Below are 25,970 nucleotides of genomic sequence, written 5' to 3'. Positions count from 1 at the left end.
GAGAATAGCAGGCAGAGCCACATCGATTGATGATTTTGTTGAGAGATAATATAACGGATCGTTATGAAGATCGATGAGCGTCACCTGATCCAGCTCGCAGCCGTCGTCAAGACCGGCGGTGTTACCGAAGGCGCGGCTTTGCTGGGACTTGCACAACCTGCCGTCTCGCGCACCTTGTCCATGTTGGAAAAGCGCTTGGGCGAGCCGCTTTTCGTCAGGGGCCGTCGGCCCCTGCAGCCGACAGCCTTTGGCCTGGCGCTCGCCGAGCATGGTTTCGTCATGCTGGCGGCCTCCCGCAAGGCCTCCGATCTCGTCGAGAGTTTCAGGGTCGGCAAGAGTGGCGTCGTGCGCGTCGGCGGCACGCCCTTTTTCATGGATGGGCTGATTGCCGGAATCTGTGCGGAGTTTCAGTCGAGCCACCCCGATGTGCGCATTGATCAGAGCTACGGCTACTTCCCGGATCTCAGGGTAGCGCTGAAAGCCGACCAGATCGATCTTGCTATCTGCCCGATCGATATTCTCGATGAAGGCTCGGGGCTTGAGTTTCAACAGATTCTTCCCGGCCGCAACGTTGTCGCCTGCCGTGTCACGCACCCCCTGCTCTTGAAGCGGCGGCCGCAGCCGAGCCATCTTCTCGAATATCCCTGGGTCGCACCGCCACCGGGTAGTCCCTTGCTTGCGGATTTGCGCGCGCTGCTTCTTTCATTCGGCGCAACCGAGCTCAAGATCCGCTATTCGGGCGGTTCGCTGATGGCGGTGATCAACTATCTGAAGACCGCCGATGCACTGACAATCATGCCCCATAGTGTCGTCTTTGCGCAACGCAAGGACAAATCGATCACGGCATTGCCAATCACCATTCCGCATCCCGAACGGGCACTGGCGATTCTCAGCCGTGTTGATGCGCCGCGCTCTCCCGCCGTCGACCAGTTTGCCACATTTGTCCGCTCCGGTTTCGAAAACTTGCGCCACCTCATCAAACGCCATGAAGAAGCGGTCGTATGGGGTCTTTGATATGCCAGCCGCTCGATCAGTGAGGACTTTTGACGGCACTTCCGGGACGAGACCAGCATAGCCGGCTGAACGAGATCAAATTGCCGCTTCCCGTCGTTCACAGCAACGATCCAGTTTCCCCCTCGCGCACGGCAAGGCACTGGCGCGAGCTGTGGCGGACGCGAAGTCTGTGAAGACCGAAGGCGACGGCCATGAAATTCATCCCGAGGATTGGGAAAAGATCATTTCTGCTATCGACGAACATGACGAACTCTCGTCAAGTGACCGAGGCAAAACCACGTGAGGATGGACATGTTGGATCGTGCTGACTTCTATGATGCAGAGTTAAAGCGGCACAATCAGCATATGCGTGCCGCCGCCTCCGTTGGAATACGTGACCGCGTGCTCGATATCGGTTGCGGGGCAGGACAAACGACGCGTGAGGCCGCCCGTGTCGCGGTGGAGGGCGAGGCGATCGGCGTGGATACTTCCACAGAGATGCTTGAGGTTGCGCGACGACGTTCCAACGAAGCGGGATTGCGAAACATTGCCTTTGAGCAGGGTGACGCCCAGCACCACGCATTTCCGGCTGCGGGCTTCGACCTCTGCATCAGCCGGTTTGGCGTCATGTTCTTTGCTGATCCGGCGGCAGCGTTTGCCAATGTAGCCCGCGCGATGCGTCCGGGCGCGCGCCTTGTATGGATGGTGTGGCAGAGCCAGGAGCGCAACGGTTGGTCTGGTGCCATCAGGCAAGCCTTGGCTCCGGGAATTGCGATTTCCGCACAGGCTTCCACGCCGTTTTCGCTTAGCGATCCCGCCATCGCTGCAGAACTTCTCAAGACGGCCGGCTTTGTTTCGATCGATTTTGCCGAGGTGCGAGAACCGGTTTTCTACGGACCGGACGTCGATACGGCCTTTGACGCGCTCGTCGAGCTCTATCTTGTGAAGGACGCGCTGGCGCAAACCGGTGAAGCGCCCGACACGGCGCTGCAGCGGCTGCGCGAACTGCTGGAGGCATATATGACCACGGAGGGCGTACTCTTTGAGTCGCGCGCGTGGATCATTACAGCTCGCAGGGCGTAAATCGGAGCCGAAGGCTGACTGACGAGGAGATGTCCTCGCCGTTAAACATGCGTTTCGGCCGGCACTCGTCGACGCCGATGAAGCCGTTCTACTCATGCTCAAAGTCGCATCCGGTCGCCTTCGCGCCGAGCGGATGAAACTGGTGGAGAGGCACCCTGAAGCCGGTGTTTTAAGGTTTCAGATCGAGCAGCGCCAGGCCGCTTCCATCCATGGCGAAGGGCACGGAGGCATGCTGATGCGCCACCATCCAGCGGCCAGCGTGCTTCACGAGGCCAAGGGTTTGGCGGTACCAAAGATCGACTTCGGTGCCGTCGGTCTTCGTTCCCGTCATGTGCAGCAAGCCACTCCAGAAAGCTACGTCTCCGCCAACTGTCAGCTTAGCGTCGTACACTTCGCTGCCGATCGAACCTTCCCAGGTGTCGAACCAGGCCTGCAGGCCCGCCTCGTCCTTGCCGTGATAAACGAGCGGCGGCGCCAACGAAAACTCTACAGAATCGTCGGTTTCGTAGAGCAATGCGCCTTTGGCGTCTTTTTCGCCGAGCGCGGTGGCACGCATCATCAGCATGGCGACAATCGCCTCTTCTTCGATATTGGCGTTGGTTTCTTTGCTCATTGGCCGTTCTCCTGTCCTGTTGTTAAGCATAGGACGAACGGAGGAACGACAATTCGACATTGACGACGCGAGAATTCTTCGCCTTCACCGATCCAGCAGCATCGGTAATGAGGTGATGAAGCGTATCGGAGCTTTCAGCATCGCGACGCGTCGACAGACGCGGGAAAGCAGGAATTCGCGTCACACGAGGGCGTGACGAAGGGCAGGCGCTTCAGCGTCGCGGCGACAGGTCCGCATGATCCAGCGCCATAGTGATGATACGCTCGTCTGTCTCTTGCCAAAAACGCAAACACTGCTGCCCGCCACGCGATCATTCGCCTGCTCAGCTCTTCACCGACCCGGCTGCCATGCCCGCCAGGAAGTAGCGTTGGGCAATCAGATACAGGACCAAAAGCGGGAGCGATCCCAGCACGCTCATCGCCATCATCTCGTTCCATTCGAAAGCATGTTGGCCCATAAGCAATTCAATACCGATGGGAACAGTCCGCATGTCCATCGACTTCGTCAAAGTCAGGGCAAAGAGGAATTCGTTCCATGCCAGCAGAAACGTATAGACCGCCGTCGCGACAATGCCGGGTACAGACAGCGGGATGATCACACGCCATAGCGCCGTCCAGCTCGACCCGCCGTCGACAAGCACTGCCTCGTCGAGTTCCTTTGGCAGGGTATTGAGATAGCCCGTCATGAGAAGGATCGCATAAGGCAGGGTGAAGACCATGTAGGTCAAAATCAGCGCAAAATAGGTGTTGAAAATACCAAAGGCGACGACCATGCCGAAATAGGGGATCAAAAGCGTGATCGGCGGCACGGTCTGCGTGCTGATGATGAACACGTTCAGCGTTTTCTTGAGCCTGAATGAATACCGGCTGAAAGCATAGGCCGTCAGGATGGCGATCAGCACCGTCAGAACCGTTACCACTCCAGCGACGAGATAGCTGTTGATAAAGAAGCGAACCTTCGTTGGGTCGTTGAAGATCGAAAGATAGGCGACACTGGTGAATTGGTCGGGCAGCAGCCGCGGCGGCAGGGCAAAGATCTCGGTGTTTGATTTCAAGGACGTGAAGAACATCCACAGGATCGGAAAGCCCGCGAAGACCAGCCCGACCGCCAGCCCGAGATATGTCAGAAGGGTCGGCACAATGGTTCGACTGAGAGAGCGTTTTGCCATTGCCGGTCACCTGGCCTTCTGATGTTTGATGTAGAAATATGTGGCGCCCATCGAGATGATCAGAATGAAGATTGCGCTCGCCGACGCGCGCGAAAATTCATAACTCGAAAAAGCAAGTTTGTAGGTGTAGGTGCTGAGCACTTCGGTCGCGTAGATCGGACCGCCTCCCGTCGTCATCCACACGAGGGGAAAGACCTGCATCGTCCAGATAAAATCAAGCAAGGCGATGCTGATGATGATCGGCATCAATTGCGGGATCGTGATGTAGCGGAATTTCTGGAACTCGTTGGCGCCGTCAATACCGGCAGCCTCGTAGAGATCCTTGGGAATGCCCTGAAGACCAGCGAGAAGGCTGACCATATAGAGCGGATATCCCGCCCAGATATTCGCAAAGGTCAGCGCGTGTAGCGCGGTTCTCGTCGAAGAAAACCACTCGACCTTGAAGTCAATGATATGGAGCGTCATCAGGATGCTGTTGACGACGCCATTGGGATCCAGGAGCAGCCGCCAGATGATCGCTATGATCACCGCCGTGAAGAGCCAGGGCAAAATGTAGAGAACCCGCAGGATGCTTCTGATCAACGGATCGACACGCTGGCTGTTGAGCAAAAGGGCGAAGGCCAGACCGATCAGAAGATGGAAGATAACGCTCATTATCGTGAAGTAGAGTGTCTGCCCGACCGACTGCCAGAAAATCGGATCTTTGAAGATCGTCACATAGTTCTGCAAACCGACGAAAGACGCGTCCTTCTTCGTGATTGCACCGTCCATCAGCGAATAGCGCAAGACGGTGAGCATGGGAAACAGCATCAGCAAGCAAAACAAAAACGTGGCCGGGGCAACATAGAAGTACGGAACCAGCCTCTTTCTTATTCTTCGTCGTGTTGTGGCGGCTGCGTGTTGGAAGTAAATCACGCTGCCGCCACCGTCTTGGGAGACTACTTGGCGAATTCGGCCAACCATTGCTTCTGCGTATTGGCGGCTGCCTCCTTTGCGCCTTGCTGACCGTCGAACATCTTTTGAACTTCGACGTTCATCTGGCGCATGAGATCTTCGGCCACCGGCAGTCCGACGAATTCGTTGGCCAGCTTCCCGCTCTGGAAGATTTTGAAGGCTTCTTCAAACAGTGGGTCCGACTTGGAGAAATCGGGTTTGGCGTGGATATTGCCCGGGAAGGCATTGGCGATCGACACGAGGCGGCTGTTCACTTCCGGGCTCATCAAATATTCGACGAGCTTCCAGGCTTCGGCCTTGTGCTCGCTTTTGTCGCTGATGCCGATACCCCAGGAAGCATAGGGCAGCCCGCGCTTGCCGGTGTAGCCGTCGACGGCGGGAAGGGCCGAGATGCCGAACTTGAGATTGGGGTTACGCTGGCGAATGAGATTGATGTGCGCCAGCGAGTCGATCATCATGCCGACGCGACCGTTGACAAACTCTTCGACCTTGTCCTGCTCCTTCTTGGCAAAGATGCCGGGCGAGATGACGCCGGCGTCCTGCAACGACTTGATGTATTCAAGCGTGCCGACGACGGAGGCGTTTTCCAGATCGGGCTTGCCGTCCTTCAGCATGGAAGCTCCGGATGCCCAGACCCAGGACATCACGTCATTCTGGATGCCGCCCGGATTTTGCAGCGAAAGCGGCAGCACCCAACCATATTGGTTCTTCTCCGCATTGGTCATCTTCTTTGCGGCAGCGGCGAATTCGGTGCGGTTTGTCGGCATCTTTTCGACGCCGGCAGCCTTTGCCAAATCGAGGTTGACGAAAACAGGGTAGACGAACGAAGCAAGCGGGAACATGACGCTCTGCCCGTTGACCTTGATGATGTCGGCGATCTGGCTCTGATCGTATTTGGCGTCAGCCATCAGGCTGTCCATCGAAGCGATGGCGCCCTGCTTTGCCAGGCCGTTAACCCATGCTCCGTCGAGGCCGACGACATCGCTGAGTGTCCCGGACGCAGCGCCCACGACGATCTGGTCATGGGTGGCGGAATAGGGACCGCTGACAAGCGTCACCTTGATGTCGGGGTTCTTGGCTTCAAAGTCGTCCATGATGCTGCGCAGAGCACCGGCGGGCATTTCCGGCTCCCACCATTGGATGAACTCGAGATTGGTCTGAGCAAAGGCGCAGCTGGCGCAAAGTGCCCAGACAGCCACGGCAAACTGTGCCGCCACGATATATCTTCTGACGTTCATGTTTCCCTCCCTAGGAACGATATTTTGCTCGATCCTCCCGATCGATACCAAAGTAGGTTCCTTCAGGGGTCTGGCTGTCAATGAAGAACTGCAAACGGAAAAAGCAAGAGGGCTATAGGAGCGAGAGAATCTAAACTAACATGTTGATTTATATGTACTTTTCTCTCGGATTTTGTCCTGATTTTTTCTTTCTCGCACATTCCTCGTGTCGCATTTTTTCTTTACTTTCGTAAACAAATGAAAGCCACGCCGCTCAAAGGAAAGCAAATGAAAGGGTCGCGGATTAGCGAAAACAAGGTCTCTGCAGGGCCAGGTTAGCCTTGGAAACAACATCTTAAAGTTGTTCTGATGCGCCAACCAGTACCGGAGGAACCAGACCTGGAGACGTGAGATCTTGCGCTCGCTGCTGATCCGCCGCGCGTCAAGCTGTTAAGCGAGAAGCTTTGGGGCAAACACTTGCGAGCAACGAAGCAAGCGAGCGTTCTTGCGGTTGCTACACACCAGATCCGCTGTCGCGGACGATGCTAGATTGCCAGATGCGTCTGGGGATCGAAGAAGTGCAGCTTGGCAGCATCGATCGCCAGGTTGATCACGGCACCCGGCTGGATCGCGCTAACGGCCTCGAACTTCGCGACCGCGTTTGCCGCACCGCTCAGGTCCTCGACGGCATCGGGGTCGCCGGAATCGATACGCACCGCGTCGATCTTCAAATGAACGATCAGCTCGGAGCCCAGTTCCTCGATCGTTTTTACGAGGGCCGGGATCGTCGCGTAGCGTGATCCCGATTCCAGGCTGCCGTCGTAAAGGTCTTCCGGGCGAATGCCGAAGACGACAGTTTTGCCTTCGAACGCGGCCAGACCGGGAGAATGCTCGAATGCGCTCGCCGACAGCGGTATGGAGAAGGCCGGCAGTTCGATCCTGCCGTTCTGCAAACGGCCTTCGAACAGGTTCATCGACGGCGAGCCGATGAAACCTGCGACGAAGGCGTTGACCGGCCGGCTATACAATGTTTTTGGCGTGTCGACCTGCTGGAGGACGCCGCCCTTCAAGACCGCAACCCGGTCGCCCATGGTCAAGGCTTCGGTCTGATCGTGCGTCACATAGATCGTCGTCACGCCAAGCTGTCTTTGCAGGCTGACGATTTCGGCGCGCATTTGCACGCGCAGCTTGGCATCGAGGTTTGACAGGGGCTCGTCCATGAGAAAAGCTGCCGGTTCCCGCACCATTGCGCGTCCCATGGCGACCCGCTGGCGTTGGCCGCCGGAGAGCGCGGCCGGTTTGCTGTCGAGCAGCGTATGCAATTGAAGGGTCTTTGCTATTTCGTGGACCCGCTTCGTGCGCTCTTCCTTGCTCTTGCCCGCAAGTTTCATCGAGAAGGCAATATTTTCGAATACCGTCATATGCGGATAGAGCGCATAATTCTGAAAGACCATCGCTATGTCCCGGTCCTTCGGCGCGAGATCCTCGACATTCTCTCCACCGATGCTCAGCGTCCCGCTGCTGATTTCCTCCAGCCCGGCGATCATGCGCAATGCCGTCGATTTTCCGCATCCCGAAGGGCCGACGAGGATGAGGAACTCGCCATCATTTATCGTCAGGCTAAGATCCTTGATCGCGTGGAATTTGGTTCCAAAGGTCTTGCAAATCTTATCCAGTACAACAACAGCCACGGCACTTCCTCCTTAGTATCATCGCCATCCAATCCTGAAGACAGCCCCTCCCCGGCGCTGTTTCAGATCGAACCGAAACCGTCATCTGCGCAGTGCTAATCCGATCGTCCAGAGCACCAGTGTGATGAACTCTCAGTCTGCCGGCGCAATCGGTCTGGGCGCGGACGCATCTTCCCTCGCCAGCCACGCAAGACAGGCGCTTTGATCCGGCAGAGCCATGCGGCCACCGGGGCCCGTCACCGAGATCGCGGCTGCGGCAGTTGCATAAACGGCGCAGTCGACAGGCTGCTTTCCCTGTGTCAGCGCAAAAGCATAAGCGCCGTGAAAGCAATCTCCGGCGCCCGTCGTGTCGACCGCTTTGACCTCGTAGGCCGGAACATGCCACAAAACGGCGTCTCCCGTCTGCCTGATATAGGATCCTCGCTCACCGTCGGTCAGAACGACTGCGGTGCGGTCGTCAGACCAAAGCTTGTGCAGGATCAACGTCGGATCGGTTTCGCAGGAATAAGTCTGCGCAAATTTCAATGGCAATACGAGATGGTTGGACAGGCTCATCAATCGTTCGGTCGCAGGCCCGATCGTCCATTCAATGTCTGCCACCACCGCCAGACCCAGCTTGCGGGCGCGCGCAACAATCGTATCTGCGTGGGTGGCATAGCCGTCGATCAACAGCACCTGGGCTTGTGCAAGAGTGCTGTCGGCCAATGCCTCGGAGGTTCCGTGCGGCACATCATCGTCATAGGCGATAAACCTGTCGCCTTCAGGCCCGACCGTGATCACCGACCGTATTGGCCTGGCATCGGGGCGGCAGGGCGCAAAGGATATATCGACCCCGAGCCGTTCAAGCTCGCGGGCGCTGATATCGCTAAGAGGCTGATCACTCAGCCAACCGATGAAACCAGCCCGTCCTCCCAGCTTTGCGACCGCAACAAGGGCCGTCGCGACATTGCCGCCGTGGTCCTGGGTGCGACTTGTCACCTTTCCCTTGCCGGCACTCAGCGGTCGATCGACATAGATGAGATCGTCGATCGCCAGAGCCCCGAAGCCCAGAACCTGAAGGTTGTGTGTCACCCGTCAACCGCCCGCGGCAGCGAGCGCCTCTTGCGGCGCCATACCGCTGTGAATAACAAGCTTGAAGGCGCGCGCCGCCATCGTCGTATCGCCGTGTCCCCAAAGGTTTCGCCCCACCACGGCGCCCTTCGCTCCCGCCCGCAGGGCGTCGGCGGTCTGGGTCAGAGCCCCGAGCAGATTTTCGGTTTTCGGACCGCCCGCGATAACGATGGGAACCGGGCAAGTGGCGACGGTTTCTTGGAATGAACCGAAGTCCCCGGTGTATCCGACCTTGATCACGTCAACGCCTGTCTCAAACCCGATCCGCACGGCATAAGCGATTTCGTCGGGAGTGAATACGATCTTGCCGCCGTTTGAATAGTCGCGGGGATAGACATGGGCAACGACCGGCATTTCAAAGCGAGCAGCGGCGTTGACAGTATCGGTGAGCCAGCGAATATATTCGCCTTCCGTATTGCCGCGCACCGGAATGGCAACGGCCAGAGCATCGGCACCGTAGCGCACCGCGTCCTCGGGTGTCGCGATCAACTGACGGATTCGATCGTCCGGCGTAAAGCAGCCGGCTTGAATGACCAGCGCTGCCTTGCCGGCATAGGCAGGCCACAAATGGCGCGCAGCCCCAGGCTGAATGCTGATATAGTCCGGCTCTCCGGCCATCACCCGCTTCAATGCGCCCGGCAGATCCGCCAGGCCGCCCTCACGGACGTTGCCATAGCCAACGAAGTGGTCGACCGCGCCACCGAACAAATGCCCCGACGGATGTGAAAACAGCCGTGACAGGCGAATTTTGGTTCCAAGGCCCATATCGATGCTGTCCCTTTACAAGTTTGATTTCGCGTTGAGACCCTAACTCGAAAATAAACGAATATTCAATATTTCGATTTCTTTCGTTTTGATTTAAGATGACGAAAATGCGGGCTGGACACGTGCCGACACCGCCTTTTCTCGCGTTTTTTGACCACAGTGGTTGCCGTGCATTTTCGATTTTCGAAAGCTCAGCACCGTCACTTATTCGAAAGGAATTCGAGGTCACACATGCTTGCGGAACAACGGCGACATCAGATCATGCTGGAACTTCAGCGCACCGGCCAAGCGCGCACCACACAGCTGGCGGAAAACTTCGGCGTCTCCGAGGTGACCATCAGATCCGACCTGGAAATTCTGGATGCCAAGAAGCAGCTCATCAAAACGCATGGCGGCGCGATCGCATTGCCGGCCAGTTCGCCCGCGGCAGCCTTCGAAGAACGGATGAACCGCAATTTCGATGCCAAACGGCGCATCGCGCAGATGGCGGCACGCCAGATCATCGACAACCAGTCCGTTGTGTTCGACAGCGGCTCGACCCTGCTGCAGGTCGCCATGCAAATGCCCCCGGTCAATAACGTCGTGGTGGCCACAACCGCCATGAATATCGCGCAGCATCTGATGTATCGGCCGGGGCTGGACGTGCATATGATAGGTGGCCGGGTCTTTCCGAGCACCGTCAGCACGATCGTCTCGGATTCCGACAAGGCCGTGGGCGGTCTTGTCGCCCACCAGGCGTTCCTCAGCGCTCATGCCATCGACCACGCATTCGATGTCGTCGATGTCTCGGAAGACATTGCACGCACCAAACGCAATCTGGTCCGCATGGCGAGGCGCGTGATCCTCGTGGCGGATTCCAGCAAGTGGGATATTGGCGCCTCGTCCAAGGCATTTTCGCTTTCCCGGGTCGATCTGATCATCACCGACACCGGCATGCCGCACGGGATTCGCAGTCGGCTGGACAAGCTGGGGGTCGAAGTGCGCTATGTGTAGAGGCGATTACGCCGCCAATTGTGCTTTATGTAACAAAAAATTTTGCGCATGCGACATTGTCAGGCTACAAACGCAATTCGAAAGCCCTCACACTGACCGCCTTTGCGACATCGGCTGATGCAGACGAGCCTTGGCGCAGTGCAACCAGAATTGCCAATGGACAAGATGACGATCAAAACCATGGACGATTTCGCCCGGTCCTGTGGCGTTTCTCGTCCAACGCTTTCTAGATATTTCGATAACCCGAGCAGCGTAAAACCGGGGACGCGCAAACGCATCGAGGAGGCGCTATCGGCGTCGGACTACCGTCCTAATCTCTATGCGCGCAATCTCAATCGCAAGAGGACACGGAACATTGGCATTCTCGTGCCTGTCATCACAGATCCATTCTATGCCGAAATGGTCAACCGTCTGGAATTGCTCGTCCGTGGTGAAGGTTACTGGCCAATCGTCATCTCGTCCCACGGCTTGCCAGATCTTGAAGCCGAGGCTGTGAACACACTTCTGTCCTTGAAGGCTGCCGGCGCGATCATCGCGCCTCTCGGTCTCTCTTCCGAGCCTGGCATCTTCGAAAAACTCCGGGAGAGCATTCCCATTGTCTACTTCGATACGTTCATCGAAGGCGACACGCCCTTCATTGGCAACAACAACGCCCAAAGCGTCGCGACGATTGTCGACTATCTCTGCCGATCGGGCGAGCCGCCTGCATATTTCGACATTCCGCATGTCAATCACAATTCCGGGGAGCGGCTGGCAAGCTATATCGCCACGATGGGGTCGCTCGGTTTCGAACCGGTCGTGTTCGGCGCCACCGAGAGCTACGGCTGGGATTTCGAACGTATGGGATATGAGCAGACCGACGCAATGATCGCGGCTGGAACGCTCCCGGGCAGGACGATTCTCTGCGCGAACGATCGCCTCGCCTTCGGTGCGATGGCAGCCGCCCACTCACGCGGCCTTCGCGTCGGCCGCAGGAGCGATAGCGATCTTCGCATCGCCGCCCATGACGACCACCCTCTCAGCCGCTATACCTGCCCGCCATTGACGACGATGGCGCAAGACTTCACCGCCATGGCACGCAGCAGCGTCGACACACTGCTTTCGATGCTGGACGAAGACAATGACACCACGCAGGTCGCTGCACGAAAAATCATCCTCGACGGTACATTGGTGATGCGTCAGTCGGCGTGATCGACGAGGCTGCGCCATCCGGCAACCGCCTCTTCCACCGCCCGCCGCGCCGCCGCAATGTGCCGCCCCATGGAAACGAAGCCATGGATCTGGTCCTGCCAACGCCGCAGGGCTACAGGGACACCCGCCTCGGCAAGCCGGCGGGCGTAGGCCTCGCCTTCGTCTGCGAGGATATCATGGCCCGCAATCGCGACGAAGGCCGGTGGCACACCCGCGACATTTCCGATGCGCAGGGGAGAAACGCGCCAATCAGCGATATCAGCCGCATCGCGGATATAATGATCGCGGAACCAGCGCATCGTCGAGGCAGTCAAACCGTAACCTTGCGAAAACCTGACATAGCTGTCGGTCGTCTGTCCGGCATCGGTGTTGGGATAGAGCAGGAGCTGCGCCGAGAGTTTCGGCGCTGCGCCGTCCCGCGAGAGAAGTGACAGGACAGCGGCCAGATTGCCGCCGGCGCTATCGCCGGCAACCGCGATCCGATCTGGATCGATACCGAGCGCGCTTGCCTGCCCCACAACATAGGCAAGCGCCGATACGCAGTCTTCCAAGCCCGCCGGGAACTTGTGCTCGGGCGCCAGCCGATAGTCCGGGCAAAATACGATGCAGGCACCGATATTCGCAAACCACCGGCAGATCTCGTCATGGGATTCAAGCGTGCCGACGACCCAGCCGCCGCCATGAAGGTAGAGAAGTGCCGGCGCATCCGCGTTCGGGGCGCCCACACCTCGGTAGATCCTGAGCGAGATCGAGCCGCCCGTCCCGGTGATCGTTCTGTCCTCGATGGCCGCGACCGGCTCGCGATCGCCCTGCAATGTCGGGCAAGCCGCGTCATAGGCAGCGCGCGCCTCGTTGACTGTCCCGCGCTCAAAGGGTGGCTGGTTTACGGCGCGACCGAGCGCCAGGACATGCGCGGCGCCGGGATCCAATCGATCTTTCATCGCTTCACCTCAAGCAAGCAGGCTGCGGGCTTCATCTTCTCCGAGCAGCGGCGGCTGTGCGACTGCACTCGCAATCGCAACCGCGCTCCTGGCCTCGCTGGATGCCAGGGTCGCTTCCATGATCTCGAGAACATGAAGGGCCAAATCGCCGGAGGCGCGCGGCGCCCTGCCCTCGCCAAGTGCGCGCACGAGATCGGCAACGCCCAGCATGCGGTAATTGGCGCGGTCGGGAGCGCTATACGGCCAGTTCAGGGCGCCATACAGCTCGCCTTCGCTTTTGAAATTCTTCCATTCGGCGCCGCGCTCGGAGAGCGAGACCGTTCCGCCGAACGTATCGGGATCGGGCAGGCGCAACGAACCTTCCGTACCGTGCAGCTCGATTGGATGATTGGAGTGCCGGAAGACATCCCACGACGTACCGAAATTCACCGTCGCGCCCGATTGAAACTCGAGAAGCGAGAGCACGTTGGTTGGCGTGCCCACTTTGAACCTCGTGTTCTTGAAGGGGCCATCAGCGGTGATCAGCCGTTCTTCCTGGCCTTTCGTCGCCATCGCCATGACGCTTTTCACCGGGCCGAGCAGATTGACCAGCATCGTCAGATAATAGGGACCCATATCGAACATCGGCCCACCACCGGGCTGATAATAGAATTGCGGATTGGGATGCCAATGTTCCATGCCGCGGCCGAACATGAAGGCGGTGCCGCTGACCGGGCGGCCGATCGCACCTGCATCCATCAGGCCTCGTGCACGCCGGCCGGCGGCGCCGAGGAATGTATCGGGAGCCGAGCCCAACAGAAGACCGCGACCTCCGGCTTCCGCCACGAGCTTGCGGCCCTCGGCGGCCGACGTCGCAAGCGGCTTTTCAGTGAAGACGTGCTTGCCCGCAGAAAGCGCCGACATCGTCACGTCGAAATGGACGGCCGGGATGGTGAGGTTCAGGACAAGGTCGATTTCGGAGTCGGCCAGGAGCGCATCGACCTCCATCGCCCGGATGCCATATTCCTTCGCCCTCAGCGCCGACATGTCGGATGAGATGTCGGCACAGGCCCTCAATTCGACGCCGGCAAACAGGGCGGCGTTACGCAGGTAGGTCATCGAGATATTGCCGCAGCCGATAATGCCGATGCCCAGCCTGGTTCCCGGATATGCTTTCATGAATTGGCCTCCCCACCAATTTCAGATGTTTCGCCCATCATCGATGGGCATCGCTGCCGCGACAATCGCTATAGAACACTTTATTTCTTGACGCGCGATAAATTTTTATAAACCATGCGGAAATAGCAATCCGATCGTGGCACGCGGCTCGCCAGGGGACGTCGCCACTTCACCATCATGCCAAGAGCGCGGTCATACCGGTCCAGCGACATATCAACGAAGGCCTAGGCAGGTCGAAGTCAAGGAATGAGCATGAGTATCAAAGACCTGAAAGTCGGCTGCCAGACATTCACCTGGGAAATGCTCGGGAGAAACTGGAATGGCGGCCCGGACGATCTGCTGGAAGCCATTGCGGAGGGCGGCTACGCGGGCATCGAGATTACCGACACGATGATCGGCCACTACGCAGATCGTCCCGATGATTTCGCCGCGAGCCTGAAGAAACATGGCCTGACGCTCGTGTCTCTTGCGATGGGCTCGAAAAGCGGCTTCACCATCAGGCAAGAGATCGAGACCGACCTCAGGACCACACAGCGCTGGATCGATTTCGCGGCCGCCTTTTCCGGCGCCCTCGTTTCGATCGGCTCGGCGACAGTGGTGTCCGAAGGACCGCGGGAGGCGAAATTCGAAATCGCCGCGGAGTTCTACAATCGGGCCGGCGAACTGGGGAAAGCTTCGGGCGTGGATATTGCTGTGCATCCGAGCTCGCATCACAATACGCTGCTGTTCGACCGCGCCGATTATGACAGGATCTTCTCGCTGATCGACAAGAACCTCGTCGGCTGGGTGCCGGATACCGGCCATATTCTGCGCGGCCACGACGATATTCTGGATACGCTGCGAACCTATCAGGACCGCATCCGCTATCTGCATCTCAAGGACGTCGATGCAGACGGCAAATGGGCCATGCTTGGCAAGGGTGTCTGCGATACGCCTGCCGTGATCGACATCGTCGCTGCCGCGCCGCGCTTCAATGGCTGGCTGGTCTTGGAAGAAGAATCGGACACGGCCGCTGCCGATCCCGTGGCAGCCGTAAAGACCAACCGCGAAACGATGCGCCGCTACGGCGCCTGAGGAAGAGACATGATCCGCAAGGAAGACCGGCGGCTGCGTGTGGGTGTGCTTGGCTGCGGCCCGATCGCACAGTTCGCCCATCTCGAATCCTGCGTGAAGGCCGGGAATGCCGACCTCTACGCCATCTGCGACGCAGCACCCGACCTGCTTGCACGCATGGGTGCGACATACGAACCACAGAAGATGTATGCCGATTATGACGCGATGCTTGCCGATCCCGAGCTCGAAGCCGTCATCATCGCCACGTCGGACGCCTATCACGTGCCGATGTCGGTCAAGGCGCTCGATGCGGGAAAGCATGTGCTCTGCGAAAAACCGACCGGTGTGACGATCGAGGAGGGCCGCGCGCTCGCCGACGCCGTCAAGCGCTCCGGCAAAGTGCTGCAGGTCGGTCACATGAAGCGGTTCGACCCGGCGCTGGAGGCTGCCCGGGATTTTGTCCGTGACGATATCGGCGAGATCTTCGCGCTGAAAGCCTGGTACTGCGACTCCACCCACCGCTACACCAATACCGACGCGGTCCAGCCTCTGCCGATCACCAGTAAATTTGCCAGAAAACCCTCCGGAAATCCCAAGGCTGACCTGCGCCAGTATTTCATGCTGGCGCATGGCTCGCATCTCGTCGATACCGCCCGCTTCCTGTGTGGCGAGATCGTCGCGGTGCGAGCCCGCCTTCTCGAGCGCGCCGGCGCCTATTGCTGGTTCGTGGAAACCGAGTTCGCCAATGGCGCGCTCGGTCATCTCGATCTGACGGTCGCGGTCCGCATGGACTGGCATGAGGGCTTCCAGCTCTACGGCGAAAACGGTTCGGTGATCGCCAAGACCTTCAATCCCTGGTATCTCAGGGCGAGTGAAGTCGAGATCTTCCACGAAAAGGACGCGACGACCCGCAAGCCGCTAGGAGCCGATGGGCACTTCTTCCGCCGGCAACTGGAAGGACTTGCCGATACCGTGCTGAACGGCGCACCGATGCGCGGCGCCGATATAGAGGACGGCATCGCCTCGATCCGCGCCATGGTCGCCATCGCCCGCTCGGTTGAAACCGGCGAACGTGTCGAACTCGCAACCGTCACGGGATCGGTCTGATGCAGCTTGGAATCTTCGCAAAGACCTTCCCGGGCACCGATCCCAAACAAGTGCTCTCGGCCGTGCGAAACAGCGGATTTGCGACGACGCAGTTCAATCTCGCCTGCGTCGGCCTGCCATCGATGCCGGATGCAGTGGCGCCGGAAACGATTACCGCGATCCGGGCGGCATCTGAAGAGACCGGCGTTTCGCTCGCGGCACTTTCAGGCACCTATAACATGGCCCATCCGGACAAATCCGTGCGGGAAAGGGGGCTCAAACAGCTTGGGGTGGTGATCGAAACGGCAGCGGCCTTGCAGATTCCGCTGGTGACGCTCTGCACCGGCAGCCGCCATGCCCAAGACCAATGGATGCATCATCCGGACAATGCGCTTCCGTCCGCCTGGGCCGATATGGCGGCCGAAATGGAAAAAGCGCTGGAACTTGCCGAGCGGTACGATATCGATCTCGGCATCGAGCCGGAACAAGCAAACATCGTCACCTCTGCTGCCGATGCGGTGCGGCTGATCCGAGAGATGGGTTCGAAGCGCCTGCGCATCGTGCTCGACCCGGCAAACCTCTTCGAGCAGGCGACACCAGCCGAAGTGTCCGAGATCATCGCGAGGGCGATCGAACTCTCGGCCGGGCATGTGACGATGGCCCATGCGAAGGACCGCCATGCCGACGGCCGCTTTGCGACGGCAGGTCAGGGTACCATCGATTTCCCTGCCTTCATCGACGGCCTGCGCGCGACCGGTTTTAACGGTGCGCTCGTCACGCACGGTCTTGCGGCGGAGGAAGCACCCGCGGTCGCCAGGTTCCTTTCGGATCTGATCCGATGAAGGTGCAGATCACCTTCAGACGAGACGATGCCGACCTTTCCGTTCACGACTGCGGGACAGGCAAAGCCCTGCTCTTTCAACACGGGCTCGGAGGCAATGAGGCGCAGGTCGCACAGGTTCTCCCCGAAGGGCTCGACTGGCGGCGGATCACCACCGAGTGCCGCGGGCATGGCATCTCGACGCTCGGCACGCGGCACCCCTTCTCGATTGCGATGTTTGCAGCCGACGTCATCGCCGCTGCGGACGAAAGAGGAATAGACCGGTTCATCGCCGGCGGTATCTCCATGGGCGCAGCCATCGCGCTGCATCTGGCAAAAGCGCATCCCGAGCGCGTCATCGGCCTCATCCTGGTCCGCCCGGCCTGGTCCTTTGCCCGCGCGCCCGACAATCTGGCGCCAATCCGCGAGATCGCGGCATTGCTTCGATCTCATCCACTTGCAGAAGGCCAGGCGCTTTTTGCCAGGTCGGCGACGGCGGAACGTCTGCGGGTGGAAGCACCTGATAATCTCGCTTCCCTGCTCGGCTATTTCGAGCGCCCGGATGCGTCAGCCTTCGCCGATGTGCTGGGCGATATCGCCTCGGATGGGACCGGCGTTTCGCGAGAAGACGCGGCAAAGCTTGCTGTTCCCGCCCTCGTCCTCGGCAACCGGCAGGATGCCATTCACCCGCTCGCCGTCGCACAAGTGATGGCTGACACGCTTCCCAATGCGCGTTTCCTCGAAGTGCCGGCAAAGGCGGTGGATGCCGAAGCGCATTTCGCCGCGGTCCGAACGGTGATCCAGCAATTCCTCGACACAGAATTCAAACATCGGAGCGTCGCTCAGCCATGACATCGAAATCTCTCTCCGGCGGCGCCATAGCCGCATTGCCCCGGCATAGGCTGCTCGGCGAGTTTTCACTCTGGTCCGCAGATCTTGCCAATATGGAGCGCGACCTCCACCGCATCGAACCCTATGTCGATCTCCACCATATCGACGTTGCCGACGCGCGCTTCACACCCGGCTTCCTGTTCTTTCCCGATTTCGTCGCCCGCATCGCCAAGCTGACGGCAAAACCGATCCATGTGCATCTGATGGTCGAGGCCGAGATTGTCGAGGAGCAGACACGCCAGTTCATCGAGGCGGGCGCCGATCTCGTCAGCGTTCATGCCGAGAACGGTGAAGCTGGCTTGCGCGCAGTGGCACTCGCAAAAGAGCTTGGGGCCGAAGCCGGCGTCGTTCTGCGGCTGGAAACTCCGGTCGCCGAGGCAGAACCGTTCCTCACCGAGGTCGCCTTCTTCACGCTGCTCGGGACCTCGATCGGCGTCAAGGGACAAAGCCTTTCGGACAAAGCCTGCGACCGGCTTCGCGAAGCGCGCTCGCTGATGAAGCGTGCCGGACGTGAAAAGGAGATCGTTCTTGCTGCGGACGGCGGCATCCGCGAACAGACCGTTCCACTGTTGCGGGCAGCAGGTGCCGAGACGGTCGTGCTCGGATCACTGGCGTTCGGTGACACGGATCTGCCGGGGCGTATCGCGTGGCTGCATGCTCTGGAGGCTGAGCCCCAATGAGCAGAATCGCGCTTGCATTCGATCTAGGTGGCACGGAGTTGCGCGCCGCACTGGTTGGCGACGGTGGCAAATTGCTGGCTTTCGCATCCGTGCCGACGCGCGCCAGGGATGGACCGGATGCAGTCATCGAACAGATCACGATGCTTGCCGAGAAAACCTGCTCGCAACGTCCCGACGCCAGGCCGCTCGGTATCGGCATCGGAGCGCCCGGCCCGCTCGATCCGGTCGCGGGTATCCTTACAGCACCGCCGACACTCTCGGGCTGGCGTGAAGTCCCCCTCGCGCGCCTTCTTCAGGACCGCTTGAACCTGCCTGTCCGATTAGAGAACGATGCGAACGCCGCCGCTCTCGGCGAATGGCGCTTCGGCGCCGGCCGCGGCGCGGCCTCGCTGGTGTTCGTCACCGTGTCCACCGGCATCGGCGGCGGGGTGATCTCCGATGGCCGGATCGTGCACGGGCGCCGCGGGCTCGCAGGCGAAATCGGCCATATGACCATCACAAGCGAGAGCGAACGATGCCTTTGCGGGGCGGTGGGCTGCTTTGAGGCGGTGGCTTCGGGCACGGCACTCGGCCGGCGTGCGACGGCGCTGACAAAACCGGGCGACGGTTCGGCGCTGCGAACGCTGTCCCACGACGGCGAGGTGACGGGCCGACACGTTGTCGAGGCTGCGCGCGGGGGTGACGAAGCGGCCCTTGCGCTGATTGATAGGGAAGCCCGCTGGCTGGGCATCGGCTTTACCAATCTGCTCCATCTCTACTCGCCCGACATGATCGTCATGGGCGGTGGAATTTCCCATGGCTACGATCTCCTTCGCAAACCGATCGAGGCCACCATTCAGGAGCGGGCGATGCCCGCTTATCGCGATGTGCCGGTCGTGCCGGCACAACTCGGAAGGCATGCCGGCTTGATCGGCGCCGCAAGCCTGATCTTTCTCAATTGAGAGGTTCCGAAATCTACTGTTTCCGCAGCCATTTCGGCTGCGCAGCAGCGCATCACGCCGTGGATTGATGGTCTGAGCGAGTCGGTCGGCGCGCGCCAGACGGTCGCAGGCTATTCAAAGAGAATGAGGCTTGCCGGAGTTGGCGGCAGCGGTTTGACCATGACACCGGCAAGGCCGGCCAGTCTTGCCATCTCAGTCAGCTCACGTTGCGTATAAGCCTGACCGGCCGGCGTGCCGGCGAGCATCTCCCAGGAGAAGGCCGCGGGAAAAGGCGGCGACACACCATCTTCGTTCGGCACGAAATCGACCGCGACGATCTGACCATCCTCTGCAAGGCTTGCGATGATCCTTCGTAACAGTTGGGCACATGTCGGCAAATCGAAGTGGTGCAGAAAATTCGGAAGCAGCACGAGATCATAACCCGTGCCCCACTCCACATCGAAGGCACTGCCGGCGATTGTCTGGTACCTGTCAGCCACGCCGGCTTGTTCCGCATTCTGCCGCGACAGTTGCAATACGGCGGCCCAGTCGACGGCGACGATCTCCGCAGATGGAATGGCCTTCGCAATTTCGATCCCGAAAACGCCCGGACCTGCAGCGATGTCCAAAACTCTTTTGGGAGGCCTCGGCCAGCCGGAGATTTCGCCAGCCAGTATTTTGGCGCTGAGCCCTGTAAAGGAGCCCATGCCGCGCGCAAACTTCACCCAGACGGGGTTGTCTGCCGACATGTTCGCAAGCCCGGCCGAACCGCCGTTTCGCACGACAGCGGCCGGATCGCGAAGAAAATTATCCAGTATTTCGGGAGCGGCGACAAACTCAACGGCGGAGCCCATATAGGCCGGCGAATTGCGATCGAGGAACATTCTGGTCGAGGGCGTCATTCGGTACTGTCCGCTCTCCTTCGTCAGGAAACCATGCACCACGAGGTAGTCGCACAGGATGCGCACCCCACGCTCCGAGGCGCTTGTCGCCGACGCCAGCAATGCTGCCGTTTTGCCCTCGCCGATATGAGTAAAGAGATCGAGCTCGATGGCCGCCCTGATCGCTGCCGTCTTTCGGCATGCAAACAGTGCATCGACCACCAGTTCGGGCGACACTACGCCAGCATGGGCGTCCTCAACAATTGTTTCCATGGGATCCCCCAGAGCCCTCGACCGATCTTGCCTGGCAGCGCCAGCCGCAGAAATTATGCGTATATCCGCATATTCTACAATACTTACCGCGCTAACCCTATCGGGTGCGCGCCTCCATGGCCGAGCTGTCCTGCCGGCCGCCGCCGACATTATTCGAGTTGCTCGTCCTCGCCGGCAGACTGCAGATCGAGCATGGACCGCGGCAGGCCTGTGCCGGGCGCAAGTGAAGGCGACGCTATCTTGTCGTCAGATTGTTGCAAATCAACAAGTGAACGGCTGCCCGTTTCATTAGCGAATACCGGACGATACACCCTAAATTAAGCCTCTTCGAATATTCCTTAATTCGCAAACGATTTTCGTAACGTCGAGGCGCGTCCCGAAATCAGTTCTCGGTCAGAGGAGCCGGGACGGAATAGATCGGGGTGCGATCGATCACATGCCCGCTCGAGGAGGCAAGCGCATGCAGTTCAAATCGGCTACCGGACGCAATATTTTCTCTGTGGCGGCCTGCGGCGTCGTCGCCACGATCGCAGCATCGGGCGTCCTTTCTTATATCGCCTACAACGATATGCGCAAATCGAACCTCGACCAGATGCTCCAGATCGCTGCCACCAACGCGCTCAACGTTGAGAAATCCATGAGCGTGGCGCTCAATATCGTCAACGGGCTGGAAACGTCGCTATCGACGATGAAGGAAGGTGGAAACTCGGACCGCGCGGCCGCCGACGCCCTGCTCAGGAATACGCTGCAGGACAATCCGATGGCGCTTGGCGTCTGGACCGGCTGGGAACCGAATGCCTTCGACGGCAAGGACAAGGATTTCGTCGACAAGGAAGGCCACGATGCTACGGGACGCTATGTGCCCTACTGGGTACGCAGTGGCGACAAGATTCAGCACACGCCGCTGGTCGATTATACCGTGTCGGGCGCCGGCGACTACTACCAGCTTCCCTTCGTTCAGAAAAAGACCGTCGTCATCGAACCCTACGTTTACGCCGTCGACGGTAAGGACGTGCTGATGACCTCGGTTGCCAAGCCGATCATGGTCGAAGGCAAGGCGCTCGGCGTGGCCGGCATGGACATTTCGCTCGACGACGCCAACAAAGCGATCTCTGCAGTCCACCCGATGGAGACCGGCTATCTCAGTCTCGTGACGGGCGCCGGCAGCATCATCAGCCATCCCTCCGCCAAACTCGCAGGCACGAATATCAAGGATGGCGGCGATCTGACCGCCGGTTGGGATCGGCTGATCGCAAGACCCGGAGTCGAACAGGAGATCGCAGGCCCCGATGGTCAGACCTATTTCTCGGTTGCCTATCCGGTAAAGCTCACAAATGACCTGAACTGGTATGCGGTCGTCTCGGTGCCCAAATCCACGGTCTTCGCCCAACTGAATAACATGGTCTGGAGCGCAGTTGCGATCACGGCCGTCGCCGCTTTCCTGCTCGGTCTTGCAGGCTGGCTCATTGCCCGCAGATTCATCCGCCGCATAGAGGGCGTGATCGCCGAGACCGATCGTATCGCCCATGGCCAACTCGACGTGCAACTGAGCGACAAGAATGCCAAGGACGAAATCGGCGACCTGTCACGCTCCCTCGGCATCCTGCTGGAAAGCAATCGTCAGAAGATCAAGCTCGAAGTCGACGCGGAAACGTCACGAGCTCGCGAGGAGGTCGAACGGCAGGAACGTTCCGTCCTCCATACCGCCCGTGAGGATTCGATCAAGTTCGCGGTGAGCGAACTCGGGAACGGGCTTGCCAGCCTTTCGAATGGAGACATGACCGTCCGGCTGGAAAAGCCATTCACTGACTCCCTCGACGAAATCCGCGTCGATTTCAACGCGTCTGTGGAAAAGCTCCAGGCAGCCCTGATTTCCTTCTCCGAAAACGCTGCCGTCATCCAAGCCGGTTCTGAGGAAATCCGCTCGGGCGCCGATGATCTCGCGCGCCGCACAGAGCAGCAGGCAGCTTCCGTCGAGGAGACCGCCGCAGCGCTCGAGCAGATCACGACGTCCGTCAAGGACTCCACACTTCGCGCCGAGGAGGCGGGGGCTCTCGTTGGTCGAACTAAGGAAGGTGCGGAAAAATCCGGGGAGGTTGTGCGCAGCGCCGTTGAGGCCATGAGAGGCATCGAGCAATCCTCGCAGTCAATCTCCAACATCATCGGCGTGATCGACGATATCGCCTTCCAGACGAACCTGCTGGCCCTCAATGCCGGCGTTGAAGCGGCGCGAGCTGGGGAGGCCGGCAAGGGTTTCGCCGTCGTCGCGCAGGAAGTGCGTGAACTCGCACAGCGCTCGGCGGCGGCGGCCAAGGAGATCGAGGCACTGATCACCTCGTCCGGCGACCAGGTCAAGCGTGGCGTCAGCCTGGTCGGCCAGACCGGCAAAGCATTGCAGGCGATTGTCGTCGAAGTGCAGCAGATCGACATCAATGTCCAGGCCGTTGTCCAGGCAGCCCGAGAGCAGTCGACGGGTCTCATGGAGATCAACACGGCAGTCAACCAGATGGACCAGTCGACCCAGAAGAATGCCGCAATGGTCGAGGAATCGAACGCCGCCTCGCATACGCTGGTGACGGAGATATCTGCTCTCTCAGGGCGTCTGGCCCAGTTCAATCTCGGCCAGGCGGCAAAGGCGGCCTCTGCCGCTCGCGCGACTATCAGGCCGTCTGCGCGCCCGGTCGCGACCCTTGTTGCGCATAGAACGGTTCCCGCCTCGGCCACCGGCTATAAGCCTGCTCCCTCGCCGGCCCGCACACTCGGTGGGAAGCTCGCAGTCGCGCTCGGCACGTCGCCTGCACAGGTGACGGCCGACGGCAATTGGGAAGAGTTCTAGACGCGGTGCGCGCCATGTCTGGATGGTGCCGATTGGCAATGTGATGTTGGCCGGTATTTGAGCTTTGCGGGCCGACGTCCAGAAACGACTAACCCAATGGCGGAGCCATGGCTGCCCCAGTCGGGATGGAATGCCAGCCCTTGATGAGACCAAACGCGTATCGGCACTCGGCATTGTCTCCGAACATGCGTGTCTTGCCGATGAGAGTACCGATCTTCTTCGGGCAACGAAGCTTTTTTGCGAGTTCGCCAGGGACTGCGTTCCCATCGAGGATGCGGCCGCATAGTCCATCCATCGTCATTTGCGCGTTTGAGTATATTCGTTGGGCAAGCGACTTCGCCCTTTCCCATTCGTGTTCAACGGATGGCTCCAAGCATGTCACCCGCTCGCCGACAAGAAACGCGAGTTACCATCACGCATTTCGAGCTTTCCGATACACCCTGCCGTTCAGAAATCCCGCGTATAGTGATCGATCGCCTCTTCTTTTCCGTTACAGAAGTGTGTCGTCCGGCCACCCTTCGATGTGATCCGTGATCGAGTAACCCTATTATTCGCTGACGCTAAACCGGACACTAGACAGTCGGAGGCCAGATATCCGTTTCATGGTCTGGATGCTGGTGGTTGGTGCTCGTGATCCGATGCAGCATCTGAGGGTTGTCGGCGTAAGTCGGTCGGTCGCCGGGCACCTGTACGAGCCCAGAATACCAAGATACACGACTCTCGTTGCCGTACTGATTTTCGGGCGGCGCACGGTTAGGCTCGTCGAGCGTACCGACAAGAACACCGATGTCCTCACCATCAGGATAGTCGAATGTCAGCGGAGTGCCGCAGTCGCAGCAGTATCCGCGGCGCCCGACATCCGAACTGCGGAAGTAGCTGACTGCGCCGCGTGTCACGCGAAATGCCGTCTTCATTACGGGGCAGATGATCGCGAAGGGGCCGCCTACTGCCTTCTGGCACATTCGGCAGTGACATATGTGAACGTTCTGCGGTTGCTGATCGAGCGAATATCGGACGGCACCACATTGGCAGCCTCCCGTCAGAACGATAGCTTGCATAATGTCCTCCACTGACTAAGTTTCGGAAATCGGCGACGTCCAGGACTCCTGCGGACACATGCTTCAAAGTCGGTCCTTGCGAGATAGTATCCCGCGAAGAAGGTCCACATCAAGCAACGTCCTTGCCGCCTGTGGCGCCATAGACGTCGCCGTTGATGAAGCTTGCTTCCTGCGACACGAGCAGGACAAAAACAAGCGCCAGCGGGTGGCGCTCATCAGTCAGGCGACTGAGCCGTATCAGGAACCGGAGCAGCCGAGACTCGTGATCCGATTATGCGCTGCTTCCGGAAAGAATTTCTTTCCCGAACCCCAAATTCATTTGTCTGGACTTGCCCTGAGCAACGGTCGACGGTCGGCGCCATAGACGCCGCCAGAGCTCCTGGCGCCACGATGCGCAGAGGCGATATGTCGTTCGAATTTGACGTTGATGATCCGCTCCTAGCAAAGGCTGCCGAGTTGCGAGCAGCATTCCACCTGGATGCGGTCGATCGGGACAAGCAAGGGGGAAGACCTCTTGAGCAGATCAGGCTCCTGAAGAAAAGCGGCCTGCCGTCGGCGCAAATCGCGAAAGCCTATGGTGGACAGGGGGCTTCCTGGCTGACAATCCTTCGCATCGTGCGGGAGTTCGCCAAAACCGACGGATCGCTCGCGCATCTCTTCGGCTACCACCATTTGCCGCTGAACCTCATCTTCTTTCGGGGTTCGAATCCCCAGAAGGACAGGTGGCTGAGCGGATCGGCTGCCGGCAATTGGATCTGGAGCAATTCCGGCAATGCCATGTCGAAGACCTCGACAGGCGAAAAGACCAAAGGCGGCTGGAGGATCAACGGCAGCCGTCCCTTTTCCTCGGGCTCGCACATTGCCGACTATATTCAGATATCCTGGGAAAATTCGTCCGGTGAACGCCTGACCGCGGCGGTCCCCGCAGATCGTCAGGGCATCGTGATTGCGGATGACTGGGATGGCATCGGCCAGCGGCAAACCGGCAGCGGCACCGTCCATTTCCGCGATCTTCATATCGACTACGATGAGGTGATCAGCGCGCCTTCGGTGCCACTGACGCCTTACGCGTCCCTTACCTCGCTTCTTCAGCAGAGCGTACTTCTCAACGTGTTCGTCGGCAGCGCCCAAGGCATCCTGGAAGAGCGCCGCGACTATACGGTAACGTCATCCCGACCGTGGATCTATTCGGGCGTGGAACGACACATCGACGACCCCTGGATCAAACGCCAATATGGCGAACTCTATATCCGCGCGCTTGCGGCCGCAGAGCTTGCCGACAAGGCTGCCCGCAGCCTCGATGACGCCTATGCGCAAGGACCATCCCTGAGCCACGCCGATCGTGGTGCTGCCGCCATCGATATCGCCACGGCCAATCTTTATGCGGGCGAGGTCGGCCTTGCCGTGTCGAGCGAGGTCTTCGAGGTCATGGGCGCGCGTTCCGCCACGCAGGCCAACGGCTTCGACCGTTTCTGGCGCAATGTCCGCACCCACACGCTGCACAATCCTGCCGAATACAAGAAGCGCACGGTCGGCACCTTTCTGCTGACGGGCGAGTTCCCCGTGCCGGCCATCTACCGCTGAAAGGATATTCC

Annotated in this window: 23 protein-coding genes; 12 read left to right on the top strand and 11 right to left on the bottom strand. The window is 59.5% G+C overall.

Annotated elements, in window-relative coordinates:
• Nucleotides 1–63 precede the first annotated feature (63 nt).
• Both AC1DM5_RS25845 and AC1DM5_RS25840 read left to right on the top strand, forming a co-directional pair.
• Nucleotides 64–1,014, top strand: coding sequence for a LysR family transcriptional regulator (locus tag AC1DM5_RS25845; protein WP_477820086.1), 951 nt, complete (start codon nucleotides 64–66; stop codon nucleotides 1,012–1,014).
• A 291-nt stretch (nucleotides 1,015–1,305) separates the two neighbouring features.
• The gene (locus AC1DM5_RS25840; protein WP_477820085.1) at nucleotides 1,306–2,076 is read left to right on the top strand and encodes a class I SAM-dependent methyltransferase; all 771 of its coding nucleotides are present in this window, start codon (nucleotides 1,306–1,308) and stop codon (nucleotides 2,074–2,076) included.
• 169 nt (nucleotides 2,077–2,245) lie between these two features.
• Here AC1DM5_RS25840 and AC1DM5_RS25835 read toward each other — a convergent pair whose 3' ends face one another.
• The 7 genes from AC1DM5_RS25835 to AC1DM5_RS25805 form a co-directional block, all read right to left on the bottom strand.
• Nucleotides 2,246–2,689, bottom strand: coding sequence for a YybH family protein (locus AC1DM5_RS25835; RefSeq protein WP_477820084.1), 444 nt, complete (start codon nucleotides 2,687–2,689; stop codon nucleotides 2,246–2,248).
• Nucleotides 2,690–3,011: 322 nt separating this feature from the next.
• Entirely contained in the window at nucleotides 3,012–3,857 is an 846-nt protein-coding gene (locus AC1DM5_RS25830; protein ID WP_310381389.1) for a carbohydrate ABC transporter permease, read from the bottom strand.
• Nucleotides 3,858–3,863: 6 nt separating this feature from the next.
• Nucleotides 3,864–4,772 carry a carbohydrate ABC transporter permease gene (locus AC1DM5_RS25825; protein WP_477975962.1) on the bottom strand — a complete coding sequence of 303 codons (909 nt, stop codon included), beginning with the start codon at nucleotides 4,770–4,772 and terminating at the stop codon, nucleotides 3,864–3,866.
• 23 nt (nucleotides 4,773–4,795) lie between these two features.
• The gene (locus tag AC1DM5_RS25820; RefSeq protein ID WP_477820082.1) at nucleotides 4,796–6,049 is read right to left on the bottom strand and encodes an ABC transporter substrate-binding protein; all 1,254 of its coding nucleotides are present in this window, start codon (nucleotides 6,047–6,049) and stop codon (nucleotides 4,796–4,798) included.
• 524 nt (nucleotides 6,050–6,573) lie between these two features.
• Nucleotides 6,574–7,719 (bottom strand): ABC transporter ATP-binding protein, encoded by a 1,146-nt coding sequence (locus AC1DM5_RS25815; protein WP_477975960.1) that lies wholly within the window; start codon nucleotides 7,717–7,719, stop codon nucleotides 6,574–6,576.
• Nucleotides 7,720–7,851: 132 nt separating this feature from the next.
• Nucleotides 7,852–8,790, bottom strand: a complete 939-nt coding sequence (locus AC1DM5_RS25810) for a PfkB family carbohydrate kinase (RefSeq protein WP_477975958.1) — start codon at nucleotides 8,788–8,790, stop codon at nucleotides 7,852–7,854.
• A 3-nt stretch (nucleotides 8,791–8,793) separates the two neighbouring features.
• Nucleotides 8,794–9,594: a beta/alpha barrel domain-containing protein gene (locus AC1DM5_RS25805; protein WP_310381376.1), complete on the bottom strand. Its 801-nt coding sequence runs from the start codon at nucleotides 9,592–9,594 to the stop codon at nucleotides 8,794–8,796.
• Nucleotides 9,595–9,825: 231 nt separating this feature from the next.
• On the opposite strand from AC1DM5_RS25805, the gene AC1DM5_RS25800 reads away from it, so the two are divergent.
• Both AC1DM5_RS25800 and AC1DM5_RS25795 read left to right on the top strand, forming a co-directional pair.
• On the top strand, nucleotides 9,826–10,587 hold the full coding sequence (locus AC1DM5_RS25800) for a DeoR/GlpR family DNA-binding transcription regulator (protein WP_112542647.1): 762 nt from the start codon (nucleotides 9,826–9,828) through the stop codon (nucleotides 10,585–10,587).
• A gap of 156 nt (nucleotides 10,588–10,743) precedes the next feature.
• Nucleotides 10,744–11,778 (top strand): LacI family DNA-binding transcriptional regulator, encoded by a 1,035-nt coding sequence (locus AC1DM5_RS25795; RefSeq protein WP_477820079.1) that lies wholly within the window; start codon nucleotides 10,744–10,746, stop codon nucleotides 11,776–11,778.
• Here AC1DM5_RS25795 and AC1DM5_RS25790 read toward each other — a convergent pair.
• Both AC1DM5_RS25790 and AC1DM5_RS25785 read right to left on the bottom strand, forming a co-directional pair.
• Complete coding sequence (locus AC1DM5_RS25790; RefSeq protein ID WP_477820078.1) at nucleotides 11,766–12,719, bottom strand: alpha/beta hydrolase; 954 nt, start codon at nucleotides 12,717–12,719, stop codon at nucleotides 11,766–11,768. The genes AC1DM5_RS25795 and AC1DM5_RS25790 overlap by 13 nt on opposite strands.
• 9 nt (nucleotides 12,720–12,728) lie before the next feature.
• Nucleotides 12,729–13,877, bottom strand: coding sequence for a Gfo/Idh/MocA family protein (locus AC1DM5_RS25785; RefSeq protein ID WP_477820077.1), 1,149 nt, complete (start codon nucleotides 13,875–13,877; stop codon nucleotides 12,729–12,731).
• A 252-nt stretch (nucleotides 13,878–14,129) separates the two neighbouring features.
• Between AC1DM5_RS25785 and AC1DM5_RS25780 the strand changes: the two genes are divergently transcribed.
• Genes AC1DM5_RS25780 through AC1DM5_RS25755 form a run of 6 tightly spaced genes read left to right on the top strand, consistent with a single transcriptional unit; the run spans nucleotide 14,130 to nucleotide 19,348 of the window.
• The gene (locus AC1DM5_RS25780; RefSeq protein WP_477820076.1) at nucleotides 14,130–14,951 is read left to right on the top strand and encodes a sugar phosphate isomerase/epimerase family protein; all 822 of its coding nucleotides are present in this window, start codon (nucleotides 14,130–14,132) and stop codon (nucleotides 14,949–14,951) included.
• A gap of 9 nt (nucleotides 14,952–14,960) precedes the next feature.
• Nucleotides 14,961–16,037 carry a Gfo/Idh/MocA family protein gene (locus AC1DM5_RS25775; protein WP_477820075.1) on the top strand — a complete coding sequence of 359 codons (1,077 nt, stop codon included), beginning with the start codon at nucleotides 14,961–14,963 and terminating at the stop codon, nucleotides 16,035–16,037.
• Nucleotides 16,037–16,858, top strand: a complete 822-nt coding sequence (locus AC1DM5_RS25770) for a sugar phosphate isomerase/epimerase family protein (protein WP_477975956.1) — start codon at nucleotides 16,037–16,039, stop codon at nucleotides 16,856–16,858. Before AC1DM5_RS25775 ends, AC1DM5_RS25770 begins: the two co-directional genes overlap by 1 nt.
• Nucleotides 16,855–17,688: an alpha/beta fold hydrolase gene (locus tag AC1DM5_RS25765; protein ID WP_477820073.1), complete on the top strand. Its 834-nt coding sequence runs from the start codon at nucleotides 16,855–16,857 to the stop codon at nucleotides 17,686–17,688. Before AC1DM5_RS25770 ends, AC1DM5_RS25765 begins: the two co-directional genes overlap by 4 nt.
• Nucleotides 17,685–18,407 (top strand): ribulose-phosphate 3-epimerase, encoded by a 723-nt coding sequence (locus AC1DM5_RS25760; protein WP_477820072.1) that lies wholly within the window; start codon nucleotides 17,685–17,687, stop codon nucleotides 18,405–18,407. The genes AC1DM5_RS25765 and AC1DM5_RS25760 overlap by 4 nt, the downstream gene beginning before the upstream one ends.
• On the top strand, nucleotides 18,404–19,348 hold the full coding sequence (locus AC1DM5_RS25755; RefSeq protein WP_477820071.1) for an ROK family protein: 945 nt from the start codon (nucleotides 18,404–18,406) through the stop codon (nucleotides 19,346–19,348). Before AC1DM5_RS25760 ends, AC1DM5_RS25755 begins: the two co-directional genes overlap by 4 nt.
• 110 nt (nucleotides 19,349–19,458) lie before the next feature.
• On the opposite strand, the gene AC1DM5_RS25750 is transcribed toward AC1DM5_RS25755, so the two are convergent.
• On the bottom strand, nucleotides 19,459–20,481 hold the full coding sequence (locus AC1DM5_RS25750) for a class I SAM-dependent methyltransferase (RefSeq protein WP_477820070.1): 1,023 nt from the start codon (nucleotides 20,479–20,481) through the stop codon (nucleotides 19,459–19,461).
• Between the two features lie 460 nt (nucleotides 20,482–20,941).
• On the opposite strand from AC1DM5_RS25750, the gene AC1DM5_RS25745 reads away from it, so the two are divergent.
• On the top strand, nucleotides 20,942–23,317 hold the full coding sequence (locus AC1DM5_RS25745; protein WP_477820069.1) for a methyl-accepting chemotaxis protein: 2,376 nt from the start codon (nucleotides 20,942–20,944) through the stop codon (nucleotides 23,315–23,317).
• Between the two features lie 572 nt (nucleotides 23,318–23,889).
• Here AC1DM5_RS25745 and AC1DM5_RS25740 read toward each other — a convergent pair.
• The gene (locus AC1DM5_RS25740; RefSeq protein ID WP_477820068.1) at nucleotides 23,890–24,375 is read right to left on the bottom strand and encodes a GFA family protein; all 486 of its coding nucleotides are present in this window, start codon (nucleotides 24,373–24,375) and stop codon (nucleotides 23,890–23,892) included.
• A 405-nt stretch (nucleotides 24,376–24,780) separates the two neighbouring features.
• Here AC1DM5_RS25740 and AC1DM5_RS25735 point away from each other — a divergent pair, with 405 nt between their 5' ends.
• On the top strand, nucleotides 24,781–25,959 hold the full coding sequence (locus AC1DM5_RS25735; RefSeq protein WP_477975954.1) for an acyl-CoA dehydrogenase family protein: 1,179 nt from the start codon (nucleotides 24,781–24,783) through the stop codon (nucleotides 25,957–25,959).
• Nucleotides 25,960–25,970: the final 11 nt, after the last annotated feature.

It is taken from the genome of Rhizobium sp. 01T437 (assembly GCF_056398505.1).
The sequence above is the reverse complement of the archived record's forward strand: the minus strand, read 5'-3'. Positions and strand labels throughout refer to the sequence as shown.

Coding starts and splice junctions, on each gene's coding strand:
- AC1DM5_RS25835 (WP_477820084.1), bottom strand. CDS start 2,689: ATGAGCAAAGAAACCAACGCCAATATCGAAGAAGAGGCGATTGTCGCC.
- AC1DM5_RS25845 (WP_477820086.1), top strand. CDS start 64: ATGAAGATCGATGAGCGTCACCTGATCCAGCTCGCAGCCGTCGTCAAG.
- AC1DM5_RS25755 (WP_477820071.1), top strand. CDS start 18,404: ATGAGCAGAATCGCGCTTGCATTCGATCTAGGTGGCACGGAGTTGCGC.
- AC1DM5_RS25745 (WP_477820069.1), top strand. CDS start 20,942: ATGCAGTTCAAATCGGCTACCGGACGCAATATTTTCTCTGTGGCGGCC.
- AC1DM5_RS25830 (WP_310381389.1), bottom strand. CDS start 3,857: ATGGCAAAACGCTCTCTCAGTCGAACCATTGTGCCGACCCTTCTGACA.
- AC1DM5_RS25805 (WP_310381376.1), bottom strand. CDS start 9,594: ATGGGCCTTGGAACCAAAATTCGCCTGTCACGGCTGTTTTCACATCCG.
- AC1DM5_RS25785 (WP_477820077.1), bottom strand. CDS start 13,877: ATGAAAGCATATCCGGGAACCAGGCTGGGCATCGGCATTATCGGCTGC.
- AC1DM5_RS25780 (WP_477820076.1), top strand. CDS start 14,130: ATGAGTATCAAAGACCTGAAAGTCGGCTGCCAGACATTCACCTGGGAA.
- AC1DM5_RS25750 (WP_477820070.1), bottom strand. CDS start 20,481: ATGGAAACAATTGTTGAGGACGCCCATGCTGGCGTAGTGTCGCCCGAA.
- AC1DM5_RS25770 (WP_477975956.1), top strand. CDS start 16,037: ATGCAGCTTGGAATCTTCGCAAAGACCTTCCCGGGCACCGATCCCAAA.
- AC1DM5_RS25790 (WP_477820078.1), bottom strand. CDS start 12,719: ATGAAAGATCGATTGGATCCCGGCGCCGCGCATGTCCTGGCGCTCGGT.
- AC1DM5_RS25740 (WP_477820068.1), bottom strand. CDS start 24,375: ATGCAAGCTATCGTTCTGACGGGAGGCTGCCAATGTGGTGCCGTCCGA.
- AC1DM5_RS25820 (WP_477820082.1), bottom strand. CDS start 6,049: ATGAACGTCAGAAGATATATCGTGGCGGCACAGTTTGCCGTGGCTGTC.
- AC1DM5_RS25795 (WP_477820079.1), top strand. CDS start 10,744: ATGGACAAGATGACGATCAAAACCATGGACGATTTCGCCCGGTCCTGT.
- AC1DM5_RS25760 (WP_477820072.1), top strand. CDS start 17,685: ATGACATCGAAATCTCTCTCCGGCGGCGCCATAGCCGCATTGCCCCGG.
- AC1DM5_RS25840 (WP_477820085.1), top strand. CDS start 1,306: ATGTTGGATCGTGCTGACTTCTATGATGCAGAGTTAAAGCGGCACAAT.
- AC1DM5_RS25775 (WP_477820075.1), top strand. CDS start 14,961: ATGATCCGCAAGGAAGACCGGCGGCTGCGTGTGGGTGTGCTTGGCTGC.
- AC1DM5_RS25800 (WP_112542647.1), top strand. CDS start 9,826: ATGCTTGCGGAACAACGGCGACATCAGATCATGCTGGAACTTCAGCGC.
- AC1DM5_RS25735 (WP_477975954.1), top strand. CDS start 24,781: ATGTCGTTCGAATTTGACGTTGATGATCCGCTCCTAGCAAAGGCTGCC.
- AC1DM5_RS25765 (WP_477820073.1), top strand. CDS start 16,855: ATGAAGGTGCAGATCACCTTCAGACGAGACGATGCCGACCTTTCCGTT.